Consider the following 11279-nt stretch of genomic DNA (forward strand, 5'->3'; position numbering starts at 1 on the left):
GAAATGATTTTATGACTAAGTTCGTCATTATGAAAGCTATAAAATAGAAACAACTTTTTTATTCTAATAAAGCTTATTTACCAACATTGCATCTATCAAGCTTTCTGCAACAATAGAAATATCTATTTTCTTTATTACTTAGGCTAAATATGACGCAATCATATATTGCACCTGTAGAGTTAGAAAAAGCTTATCGTTTATTAAATCATGGCCCAACTGTGCTTGTTTCTGCACAACATGGTGATGACCGCAATGTAATGGCTGCTGCTTGGGCATGTGCCTTAGAGTTCAAACCAGCCAAAGTGTCCGTGGTTCTTGATAAAAGTACTAAAACCCGACAGCTCGTTGAGCAAAGCGGCTATTTCACACTACAAGTTCCCTGCTATGCACAGCTCGATCTGACTCATCAACTTGGAACCATTAGTAAGTTGGATGATCCACAAAAACTTGAGCATTGTGGTGTTGAACTATTTTATCAAGAAGGTCTCACTAGCCCGCTTGTATCAGGTTGCATTGCATGGCTTGTGTGTAAACTTATTCCAGAACCCCATAATCAGTCAGCTCATGATTTATTTATTGGTTCTGTTGTGGGTGCATGGGCAGATAGCCGCGTTTTTAGAGATGGGCACTGGCATTTTCAAGATGCACCGAAGGAACTTCGAAGCCTGCATTATATTGCTGGAGGAACCTTTTATTTAATTGGTGAAGAAGTCAAAGCTCAGCTTTAATCAAAAAAAAACTGGCTTTACTTAAATTTCTGAATTTCATCGAATCGAATTCAACCTAGAAAATTTCTGCTCAATGGCAAAAGACCGCATAACAATTGCGGTCTTTTGCAGTCAGTAACTATTTTTTAAAATTTCGTATTTAAACTTGAGCAACTTCACGAGCAATCACCAAACGTTGAATATCAGAAGCGCCTTCATAAATCTGGCTTACACGAACATCCCGATAAATTCTCTCAACAGGGAAATCACTAACGTAGCCATAACCACCATGAATCTGGATTGCATCCGAACATACTCGCTCAGCCATAGTTGATGCAAAGAGTTTCGCCATTGAGGCCTCTTTTAAACAAGGTAGTCCGGCATCTTTTAAAGTTGCAGCATGCAAAACTAGCTGATGTGCAGCTTCAATCTGAGTTGCCATATCGGCTAAGCGAAAACCAACCGCCTGATGCTGAACTAGCTCCACACCAAAGGCCTTACGTTCATTTGCATATTGCACGGCTGCATCAAAAGCCGCTCTTGCCATTCCAACAGATTGAGCAGCAACCCCAATACGTCCAGCTGCTAAATTAGAAAGTGCAATTTTATAACCTTCACCTTGTTGCCCTACCAAATTTTCTAACGGAATTCGACAGTCCTCAAAAGTAATGGTTGCGGTGTCCGAAGCATGTTGGCCCATTTTATCTTCAATACGAGTCACCAAATAACCTTGTGTATTGGTCGGCACAAGAAAGCACGAAATGCCTTTTTTGCCAGCTTGTTTATCTGTAACCGCAAACACTAAAGCCACTTGGGCGTTTTTCCCGCTGGTAATAAATTGTTTTACACCATTGAGTACCCAATGATCGCCATCTCGCTCAGCTTTACATAGAATTGCGCTCGCATCGGAACCAACATGAGGCTCAGTTAAACAAAAACATCCTAGCCATTCACCAGATGCAAATTTTGGCAAATAGGTTTGCTTTTGCTGTTCTGAACCGTACGCGAGCGTAATACCGCAAACCAATGAGTTTTGTACACTTACGATTGTCGAAATAGTACCATCACCTGCGGCAATTTCTTCAATTGCAAGCACCAAAGATACATAGTCCATTCCCGCACCGCCCCATTCATTTGGAACAGTCATGCCCATAGCACCTAGTGCCCCTAAATCTTTTAATTCCTGAGCAGGAAATTCATGGGTTTTATCGCGATGTGCAGCTGTTGGTTTTAGCTGATTTTGCGAGTAATTACGCATCATCTCCTGAACCATACTTTGTTCAGCATTTAAAATCATTCAAATCCCCTTATTTTTATTATTTTGCTGCCATACGAATTGCACCATCCAAACGAATAACTTCACCATTTAAATATGAGTTTTCAGCAATATGTGCCACCAAACGAGCAAACTCTTCTGGTTTTCCTAAACGAGATGGGTAAGGCACCATTTGCCCCAAAGCATCTTGTACATTTTGTGGCATACCTTTAAGCATTGGAGTTTCCATAATTCCCGGTGCAATGGTCATAATACGAATGGCATGACGCGCTAACTCACGAGCAATCGGTAAAGTCATCGCCACAATAGCGCCTTTAGAGGCTGAATACGCAGCCTGACCAATTTGACCGTCAAATGCCGCAACAGAAGCAGTGTTAACAATGACGCCACGGTCCTCTTCGCCTGCTTCGACCGTATTTTTACTCATTGCATCTGCTGCAAAACGCAGCATGTTAAATGTACCTGTGACATTAATATTTAAAGTTTTTGCAAATAACCCCAAGTCATGAACACCTTCACGGCCAACTACTTTTGCAGAAGGGCCAATACCCGCACAGTTCACTAAACCATGCAAGCTGCCATGTTTTACTAAAATATCTTTAAAGAACTGTTCAGCAGTAACTTCATCTGTTACATCAAGTTTTACGAAGTCAGCTTTTGACCCTAATTGTTTTACTTGCTGCTCGCCTGCTTCTACATTCATGTCGACCAATGTGACTGAAGCACCTTGCTGGACTAAATACTCAGCTGTAGCAGCACCTAAACCAGAGCCACCACCTGTAATCACGAAATGTTTCCCTTGAATTTTCATTATTTACGATCCTATAGAAATGTTCTTTAAACTTAGTAGTGAGAGTAAAAGTTGTTGTTTTCCGATACAATTTCAAAAAGCCTCAAAATGCTTGCAGCTTTTGATCAATCCAAATTTTAAATATGAAATATTTCACTTGAAATATATGAAGAAAATATGAGTCTTTGACATGGTTGTCCAATCTTCTTTAAGTAAAGGCACAATTTCGATTGCACTAGTACATGAAGCAATAAGTGCGGCTTATGCCAAAGGCCTAAATACACAAATAATTCTCAATAAAGCAGGCATTCCCACTGAATTACTGATGTCTCCCAAGGCTCGTGTACCTGTTACAACATATGCCCAATTATGGATAGAGCTTGCAAACGCCATGAACGATGAATTTTTTGGCATGGATAGCCACCCTATGCGTCGTGGCAGCTATAAGTTATTGACTAAACTTGTCAGTACGGCCGAAACTTTAGAAAAGGCACTCCACGATATTTTAAAGTTTTTTAACTTTGTTTTAGATGACATGCATGGAGAACTCATTAGAGAGCAAGAAAAAGCTTATTTGGTGATTCATGATCAAAAACAACCTAAACGCATGTTTACCTATGCAACCTTTTTAATGCTGGTACACGGACTTATGTGCTGGTTAGTAGACCAACGAATTGGTTTAAATAATATTAGAATACGTTGTCTTAAACCGAACGATATTCAGGATTATCTCGTACGTTTCGGTGAAGATATTCAATTTAATGCCGAGATAAATCGAGTTGAATTCGATGCTCATTACTTAGATATTAAAATTAAAAAAGATAAAAAAGCGCTTTATGATTTTTTAGAAAAAACACCGCAAAATCTTTTAGTTCGCTTTAAAAATGAAAATGCCTTGAGCGTTCTTATTCGTCGCCATCTATTGAAACTCCATCCCGCGCAATGGCCCGAACTCAAAGATGTTGCAAAACAACTCAATATTTCAGAAGCCACCATTCAGCGCCGACTGAAACATGAAGGGGGCAGTTATCAACAAATTAAAAATGAAATCCGATGTGATATTGCCGTTGAACGTTTAAGTAAAACGAATGATTCAATTCAAGATATTAGTGAAGATTTAAGTTTCCAAGATCCAAGCGCCTTTCACCGTGCCTTTAAAAAATGGACTGGCGTCAGTCCAGGTGCGTATCGGGAAGCGACCTTTAACTCTATAGATTAAATCGTTCTTATTTTATTGATAATGAAGCCAACGTAACCCGATCATTTTGGCCATAGTCTTGAATGGTTTTAATTTCACTAAAACCATGCTCAGCAAATATATTTCGAACAGCTTGCCCCTGATCATAACCATGCTCTAGTGCAATCCAGCCTTGTGGTTTTAACCAGTTTTTCCCTTCAGCGATAATAATTTCAATATCAGCCAGTCCCTGATGATCTGCAACCAATGCACGGCGTGGTTCTGTTGCCAAAGCTTGCATGTGTTCATCTTCAGGGTCAATGTACGGCGGATTAGAAACAATTAAATCAAATTTTTGTGGCTCAAGTGCTTCAAACCAAGCGCCACAAGCGAATTTTACACGTTGCAAATTATGAGCTAGTGCATTTTCTTTTGCGACTTCTAAAGTAGGCGCATAAATATCAGTTGCTGTGACGGTCCAAGTTGGACGTTCACTCGCTAACGCAAGCGCAATTGCACCTGTCCCCGTTCCCAAATCAACAATATTTGCAGTATTTGGCAAATTTAGATTTAAAACGGTTTCAACTAAAATTTCAGTATCCGGACGTGGCACCAAAGTATCAGATGTTACTTTTAAATCGAGCGTCCAAAATGGCTGTGAACCCGTCACATAAGCTAAAGGTTCACCTTTTTGAATACGTTCAAGACCAGCTACATAGTCTTGCTCTTGTTGGGCGGTTAACTCTTGCTCAAGTCTAAACTTTAATTCAAGCGAATTGATTTTTAGAAAATGCTCAAGTAACCAAGCATTTTCTTGTCGTTCATAACTGTCAGGCTCACCACGAATTGCAAGCGCTTGAGCAATATTCATTAGCCGCCATTTTCCTGTGCAAGCATCGCAAGCTGATCTGCCTGATATTCACGATGTAAGCTGTCAAGCAATTCAGTTAAATCACCTTCCATAATCGCATCTAACTTATATAAAGTTAGGTTAATACGGTGGTCAGTCATACGACCTTGTGGATAGTTATACGTACGGATACGTTCAGAACGGTCACCAGAACCGACTAAATCACGACGCATTTCAGAAGTTGCAGCATCAGCCGCTGCACGTTTGGCATTTTCTAAACGCGATACCAAAAGGGCCATCGCTTTAGCTTTGTTTTTATGCTGTGAACGTTCTTCTTGGCACTCAACTACTGTACCTGTTGGAATGTGGGTAATACGTACCGCCGAGTCGGTTTTGTTAATGTGCTGACCACCTGCACCAGATGCACGGTAAGTATCAATACGTAAATCTGCCGGATTAATTTCAACATTGGTATCAACATCAATTTCAGGCAAAATCGCAACTGTACAAGCTGAAGTATGAACACGACCTTGTGACTCAGTCGCTGGAACACGTTGCACACGATGCGCACCACTTTCAAATTTTAAGCGACCGTAAACGCCATCGCCATCTACACGGCAAATGACCTCTTTAAAGCCACCATGCTCACCTTCATTTTCAGAAAGTACTTCTATACGCCAATTTTGTGTCTCGGCATATTTACTATACATGCGAAATAAGTCACCAGAGAAAATTGCAGCTTCGTCACCACCCGTTCCAGCGCGAATTTCTAAATAAGCTGCATTAGAGTCATTTGGATCTTTTGGAATCATCAAAATATTGAGCTGGCTTTCTAACTCTACAAGCAAATCTTTATTCGCTTGAATTTCTTCTTCTGCCATATCTTTAAAGTCAGGATCAGACTTCATCATTTCAGCAGTTTCAATATCTTCTTCTGCTTGACGGTATTTGCCCCAAACTTCGGTAATTTCAGATAAATCACTATGTTCGCGAGACAATTTACGGAAACGTTTGTTATCGGAGATGACTTCCACATCTGCAAGCAACGCGGTAAGTTCTTCATGTCGATCACAGAGTTGATCAAGTCGTAAACGGAGTGACGCTTTCATAAGAGGAAATATCTCAAAAGTCCAAAAAGCTTATCGAATGCTATATAAATAGAAGATAAGCAAAATCGTAAAATAGCGCATAGTTTACAGATTATGGCGCTTAAATGACATATATAATCAGCCAATTCATCAACTTTCACCGTAAGTAACGGCTGAACGATATAATGATTTCAGATGAGGTTTATTTACTCGCCTATAATTTAGCTTTCTCTATAAAAAAATAATAAGCCACATTTTTCACTCAACTGATAATAGAGGCTTTATTTATAAAACCTCTATTATCTGGTCTATTTATTTTAATTTTTCTAATAATGTTTTACCGACAAGAACAGCCGAGGCTGGATTTTGTCCAGTAATAAGCTCACGATCTACCACCACGTTTGGAGTCCAGGCAGTTGTACTACTTTGATATTTACCTCCTATAGACTGTAGAGCCGTTTGCGGATAGAACTTCATTTCACCACCTTTTAACAAAGCTTTTGCTTGCTCTTCTTCTTGATTGCTAATCACCGTCATTCGATAATTTTTATAAATCCATTCACCAGTTTTGACTGTTTTACCTTGTTCTAGTTGGCTAACTACTTCCGAAGCATTAGGTAAAGTTGACATTAAAGCGATAGGACCATGGCAAACCAATGCGGTAGGTTTTCCAGCTTTATGAAAAGCCGTGAGAACTTTGCCGAGCTGTTTATCTTTTAATAAGTCTTGCATGGGCGCATGTCCACCCGGAATATAAATCGCATCAAACTTATCAAACCCAATTTGCTCGATACGAGACAAACTCAAAACTGGAGAATCTTGAGGAGAGGTTAACTTTAGATTATGCAATAAACCTGCATATTGCTTTAACGCTTTTTCATCTTGGTTAAAATACATTGCACTATTTGATGACTCATCTAAAGTCGGAGCTTTACCATGAGGGGTCGCAAAAGTTACTGTGTGGCCTGCATCCAAAAGCATTTTTGTAGGCTGCATCAATTCATTAAGGTAAAAACCTGTTTTAAAAACCTGATTATTCTTTAGCTCTAATTGGGCTTCATCAGACAACACAACCAATACATGAGCTGCATTTGCACTTAACGCTGCTGAAGCGGTAATCATTGCAAACATTATTTTATTTAACATCTTCATTATTCGACCTTCATTCCAAGCATTTGCTGGATTTATAACTGGGATGGCTATATTCTATTTTTACCCCAGAGGTAGAAAAACAACTCCGTTTACAAATCTTTTTTGCGTTTGAGGACAAAATGTCTCGTCAATTTGACTACCTTGCCGATGTTGAAGTGTTTTTAATTGTAGCTGAGAAGCTTTCTATTAGCGCAGCGGCGATTTATTTGTCCACCACACCCTCCGTTATTAGTAGAACAATTACACGGCTGGAGAAAAAATTGGGTATCCAGTTTTTTAGAAGAACGACTCGCCATCTGAGCTTGACGGAAGCAGGCCAACTTTATTACGAAAAAATGCAGCATGCTTTTCAGTTAATTGACCATGCAGAACGTGTAATTCAAGGCGAACAACTGCAAATTTCTGGGAAAATCAAATTAAGTGTTCCTACAACGTATGGTCACTATCGTTTACCACCCTTACTAGAAAAATTTCTTTTGCAATATCCGGACATTCAAATTGAAATCAGTATTTCTAATCGAAACATTGATTTAATTGCTGAGGGATTTGATTTAGCTATTCGTCAAGGACATCTTCCAAATAGCTCTTTTGTGGCTCGACCTTTAGAACAAGCACCTTTAAAACTTGTTGCCTCACCCACTTATTTAAAGCGTATGGGTATTCCAAAAACGCTAGAAGAATTAAATCATCATCAGTGTATAGCCTTTGAGTTACCCAGTAATGGCAAGGTCACTCCGTGGTTCCTTAAAGATATAGATCAGGAAATTCAGTGGATACCAACAAATCGGATTTTAGTAAAAGAAGATATTTTAGGAGTCGTGTCTCTTGCTGAAAATGGACTAGGGATATGCCAGAGTTACGACTTTATTGTTAATGAAAAAATTCAACAAGGAACGCTACAGCCTTTACTTGAACGATATGCAGGTCACACACGCCCTTTCTCTTTACTATATGCACAACATAAACATATGTCTTCTGCGACAAGAGCTTTGATCAATTTTCTCTGTTCAGATCGTGAGTAATCAACTCATTAAAATTAAATGAGATTCATATTTATTTATATGGGTATTAAATATTCTATTTTAATAGAAAACATACAAACCAGACACTAAACTACAATAATGAATTGATGGTTCTCCATATTTTGAGAAACGTGTTTTGTTACATTTGCCATAACAAAAGATATAGCGTCCTGCTGCTAAGGACACGGAGTAGAAAATGAAATTAAATGCTTGGTTATGTAGTGCTGTTTTAGCAACTTCTATGGTTACTGTAGCTCATGCTGACAACACAACACATGTAGCAGCTGCTTCTGCTCTAGGTAGTGTCGCTGGTACTGCAATTGGTAAAAGCATGGGCGGTACTTCTGGCGCAACAATTGGTGCTGCTTTAGGTGGTGCTGGTGGTGCAGCTGTTGCAAGTGATCGTCGTCACCGTACAGAATCCGCAATTGGCGGCGGTTTAGGCGGTGGTGCTGGTTATACCGTTGGTAAAAGTATGGGTGGTACAAACGGTGGATACATCGGTGCTGCTTTAGGTGCGGCAGGTGGTGGTGCTTTAGGTAATAAAATTTCTAAAGACCGCGATTATGACCGATCTTCTAAACACTGGAAGAAAAAACACCGTCGTCATCATTAATTAAATTTGATGAAACGACTCTAAGCACCTTCGGGTGCTTTTTTATTAGCATCAACAAATATTCATTACCTCTCCCTTGCTCAGGATTTATTCATAAATTAATAGAAACAATACAAACCGACACAAAACACTCGTATCTCCGTTTGGCTTCTCCATAATTATCACGAAATTTTTTATTACATTTACCTCAAGATAAAAATACTGTCCTTTCAGTAAAAAGGACATGGAGTTCCAAGATGAAAATGAATATTTGGTTAGCTAGTGCAGTACTTGCAACATCGTCTATGGTGACAGTTGCACATGCAGATAATGGTACGCGTGTTGCTGCAACATCTGCTTTAGGTAGTGTAGTTGGTACAGCAATTGGTAAAAGCATGGGTGGCACAACAGGCGCAACCATTGGTGCTGCTTTAGGTGGTGCTGGTGGTGCAGCCGCAGCGAGTGACCGTCGCAATCGTACCGAAGCTGCGATTGGTGGTGCTTTAGGTGGTGGTGCTGGTTATACCGTCGGTAAAAATATGGGCGGTACCAACGGTGGCTATATCGGTGCAGCAGTAGGTGCTGCGGGTGGTTCAGCCCTAGGTCGTAAAGTTTCTGAAGATCGTAACTACGATGATCGCTATGATCGTGGTAGCCGTTACGATCGAGATGATCGTAGATATGATGATGGCGACCGTCGTTATTATAAAGGTGGTCGTCACCGCCACGACAATGGCTTACATCGTGGCTGGTATAAAAACCGCTAATTCACATATGAAACAAAAGAGCACCTTCGGGTGCTTTTTTATTAAGAGGTAAAATTTAATATCGAAAAAAAACGATATACATTACCCATTATATATCGTAGTATTTCGATATATCCCTATTCGAGAATATCGCATGCGATCACTTCAAGATACCAAGTTTTCAATTTTAGAACTTGCTCCCATTCGTAATGATAAAACCATCGAATTTTCGTTACGTCACGCATTAGAGTTAGCACAACATGCAGAGAAACTAGGTTTTGAACGTTTCTGGCTTGCAGAACATCACAACATGGATGGAATTGCGAGCTCTGCTACAGCGGTCTTACTCGGTTTTATTGCAGCACATACACAGCATATTCGTTTAGGTTCCGGCGGCATTATGCTTCCTAACCATGCTCCTTTAGTTGTCGCAGAACAATTTGGAACACTTGCTACGTTATATCCAAACCGTATTGAACTTGGCTTAGGCCGTGCTCCTGGTACAGATCAACTTACCATGCGAGCTCTACGTCGTGGACATCAAGAAACAGAAGACCAGTTTCCAAGAGATGTTGTCGAAATCTTAAAATATTTCGATGTACCTCAAGCAGGGCAAAAGATTATTGCAACGCCAGGGCAAAATACCCATGTTCCTGTTTGGTTACTTGGGTCTAGCCTATTTAGTGCACAACTCGCAGCGAAACTTGGTCTACCCTACTCATTTGCATCTCATTTTGCACCACGTATGTTAGGTCAAGCGATTCAGCTCTATCGAGAGAACTTTGAGCCTTCTGAGTACTTAGATAAGCCTTATGTTTCTATGGGTGTACCTGTTGTTGTGGCAGATACAGATGAGGAAGCTCAGTTCTTAGCAACGAGTGCGTACCAACGTGTATTAGGTTTAATTCGTGGCGAAAGTTTAAAGCTTAAACCACCAGTTGAATCAATGCAGGGATTATGGAATACAGCAGAACAGCTTTCTGTTGAAAATTTCTATGCAATGGCTCAAATTGGTTCTGTAGATACAGTTCGCTCTGGTTTACAAAAACTTTTAGCGACATACGATGTTGATGAATTTATTTTCACATGCGATGTATACGATACAGCTAAACGTTTAGAAAGCTTTACACAACTAATGAACGTAAAAACAGGACATTAAACTCCGCTTCGCATGCCCATACTTGAATTGATTTCGAGTATGGGATGACCATCTATCTGAAAAGACTTTACCCCAACTTCCTGCTTGGTTATTTATATTAAAACGATAAAAACATCATGATTTAAAAACCAAAAGGACTTTTGGAAAAATGAGTATTAATATTAAAAATAACACTTCAAAATCAGTAATTTTTCAAAATACCTCTCAAGATTTTGAAGACTTTACTGGTCAAGTGATTTCATCAACCTCAATTAAAGAATTTGATTTTTCACATTCATCTGTCGCGATTATTGGTACAAATCAAGATACCGTGACCCATCTTGAAAAAATCTGTCAACAAGCAAAATTTGTGACCGTATTTCAAATCACACCTCACTTTATTTTGCCCCACAGTCAAATGGGCACAAATAAGTTAATTACCCATCCTCTCATTATCAAAAACCGGAGATTATTTAACAATCGAGTAAAAAGTCTTTTGGCTTTACGTTTTCTTGATACTCAAGTGAGTGAAACATGGCTTAAGCGCCTTTTAACACCCAATATGGCAACGGCTAAAAAGGTATTTTTTAAATCTGATAGCTATTATGCGGCACTCCAAAAATCCAACTGTAAATTACAAACTTGGCCGATTGTTAAAGTTAACCATAAATCAATTCATAGTATGGACGGCATAGAACAACCTGTTGATATCATTATTAGAGCAACCGTATAAAAATA

Annotated in this window: 12 protein-coding genes; 7 read left to right on the forward strand and 5 right to left on the reverse strand. The window is 39.5% G+C overall.

Annotated features, from left to right (window positions below):
• The first annotated feature begins 149 nt into the window (after positions 1-149).
• Complete coding sequence (locus ACT53H_RS01435) at positions 150-728, forward strand: flavin reductase family protein (protein WP_191900061.1); 579 nt, start codon at positions 150-152, stop codon at positions 726-728.
• Positions 729-867: 139 nt separating this feature from the next.
• Here ACT53H_RS01435 and ACT53H_RS01440 read toward each other — a convergent pair whose 3' ends face one another.
• Both ACT53H_RS01440 and ACT53H_RS01445 read right to left on the reverse strand, forming a co-directional pair.
• Positions 868-2004: an acyl-CoA dehydrogenase family protein gene (locus ACT53H_RS01440; protein WP_476008439.1), complete on the reverse strand. Its 1137-nt coding sequence runs from the start codon at positions 2002-2004 to the stop codon at positions 868-870.
• Between the two features lie 19 nt (positions 2005-2023).
• Positions 2024-2794: a 3-hydroxyacyl-CoA dehydrogenase gene (locus ACT53H_RS01445; protein ID WP_262445399.1), complete on the reverse strand. Its 771-nt coding sequence runs from the start codon at positions 2792-2794 to the stop codon at positions 2024-2026.
• A gap of 169 nt (positions 2795-2963) precedes the next feature.
• Between ACT53H_RS01445 and ACT53H_RS01450 the strand changes: the two genes are divergently transcribed.
• A complete protein-coding gene (locus ACT53H_RS01450; RefSeq protein ID WP_476008440.1) occupies positions 2964-3992 on the forward strand; it encodes an AraC family transcriptional regulator in 1029 nt (342 codons plus the stop codon).
• 7 nt (positions 3993-3999) lie between these two features.
• On the opposite strand, the gene prmC is transcribed toward ACT53H_RS01450, so the two are convergent.
• From prmC to ACT53H_RS01465, 3 genes are all read right to left on the reverse strand, one after another.
• Positions 4000-4821, reverse strand: coding sequence for a peptide chain release factor N(5)-glutamine methyltransferase (gene prmC / locus ACT53H_RS01455; protein WP_004791491.1), 822 nt, complete (start codon positions 4819-4821; stop codon positions 4000-4002).
• Complete coding sequence (gene prfA / locus ACT53H_RS01460; protein ID WP_005306718.1) at positions 4821-5909, reverse strand: peptide chain release factor 1; 1089 nt, start codon at positions 5907-5909, stop codon at positions 4821-4823. The genes prmC and prfA overlap by 1 nt, the downstream gene beginning before the upstream one ends.
• Before the next feature lie 291 nt (positions 5910-6200).
• Positions 6201-7040, reverse strand: coding sequence for a type 1 glutamine amidotransferase domain-containing protein (locus ACT53H_RS01465; RefSeq protein WP_476008441.1), 840 nt, complete (start codon positions 7038-7040; stop codon positions 6201-6203).
• Positions 7041-7159: 119 nt separating this feature from the next.
• Here ACT53H_RS01465 and ACT53H_RS01470 point away from each other — a divergent pair, with 119 nt between their 5' ends.
• From ACT53H_RS01470 to ACT53H_RS01490, 5 genes are all read left to right on the forward strand, one after another.
• Positions 7160-8062 (forward strand): LysR family transcriptional regulator, encoded by a 903-nt coding sequence (locus tag ACT53H_RS01470; RefSeq protein WP_476008442.1) that lies wholly within the window; start codon positions 7160-7162, stop codon positions 8060-8062.
• 196 nt (positions 8063-8258) lie between these two features.
• Positions 8259-8678, forward strand: coding sequence for a glycine zipper domain-containing protein (locus ACT53H_RS01475; protein ID WP_004791486.1), 420 nt, complete (start codon positions 8259-8261; stop codon positions 8676-8678).
• Positions 8679-8914: 236 nt separating this feature from the next.
• The gene (locus ACT53H_RS01480; RefSeq protein WP_004791484.1) at positions 8915-9424 is read left to right on the forward strand and encodes a glycine zipper domain-containing protein; all 510 of its coding nucleotides are present in this window, start codon (positions 8915-8917) and stop codon (positions 9422-9424) included.
• Between the two features lie 133 nt (positions 9425-9557).
• On the forward strand, positions 9558-10562 hold the full coding sequence (locus tag ACT53H_RS01485; RefSeq protein WP_476008443.1) for an LLM class flavin-dependent oxidoreductase: 1005 nt from the start codon (positions 9558-9560) through the stop codon (positions 10560-10562).
• 148 nt (positions 10563-10710) lie between these two features.
• Entirely contained in the window at positions 10711-11274 is a 564-nt protein-coding gene (locus ACT53H_RS01490) for an NAD(P)/FAD-dependent oxidoreductase (protein ID WP_174739281.1), read from the forward strand.
• Positions 11275-11279 lie beyond the last annotated feature (5 nt).

This window comes from Acinetobacter sp. DMC2 (assembly GCF_056314305.1).

Bases quoted from the DNA above. Each gene is read 5' to 3' on its own strand.
- ACT53H_RS01470 (WP_476008442.1), top strand. From the start codon at position 7,160: ATGTCTCGTCAATTTGACTACCTTGCCGATGTTGAAGTGTTTTTAATT.
- ACT53H_RS01440 (WP_476008439.1), bottom strand. From the start codon at position 2,004: ATGATTTTAAATGCTGAACAAAGTATGGTTCAGGAGATGATGCGTAAT.
- ACT53H_RS01445 (WP_262445399.1), bottom strand. From the start codon at position 2,794: ATGAAAATTCAAGGGAAACATTTCGTGATTACAGGTGGTGGCTCTGGT.
- ACT53H_RS01490 (WP_174739281.1), top strand. From the start codon at position 10,711: ATGAGTATTAATATTAAAAATAACACTTCAAAATCAGTAATTTTTCAA.
- prfA (WP_005306718.1), bottom strand. From the start codon at position 5,909: ATGAAAGCGTCACTCCGTTTACGACTTGATCAACTCTGTGATCGACAT.
- ACT53H_RS01450 (WP_476008440.1), top strand. From the start codon at position 2,964: ATGGTTGTCCAATCTTCTTTAAGTAAAGGCACAATTTCGATTGCACTA.
- ACT53H_RS01475 (WP_004791486.1), top strand. From the start codon at position 8,259: ATGAAATTAAATGCTTGGTTATGTAGTGCTGTTTTAGCAACTTCTATG.
- ACT53H_RS01485 (WP_476008443.1), top strand. From the start codon at position 9,558: ATGCGATCACTTCAAGATACCAAGTTTTCAATTTTAGAACTTGCTCCC.
- ACT53H_RS01435 (WP_191900061.1), top strand. From the start codon at position 150: ATGACGCAATCATATATTGCACCTGTAGAGTTAGAAAAAGCTTATCGT.
- ACT53H_RS01465 (WP_476008441.1), bottom strand. From the start codon at position 7,040: ATGAAGATGTTAAATAAAATAATGTTTGCAATGATTACCGCTTCAGCA.
- ACT53H_RS01480 (WP_004791484.1), top strand. From the start codon at position 8,915: ATGAAAATGAATATTTGGTTAGCTAGTGCAGTACTTGCAACATCGTCT.
- prmC (WP_004791491.1), bottom strand. From the start codon at position 4,821: ATGAATATTGCTCAAGCGCTTGCAATTCGTGGTGAGCCTGACAGTTAT.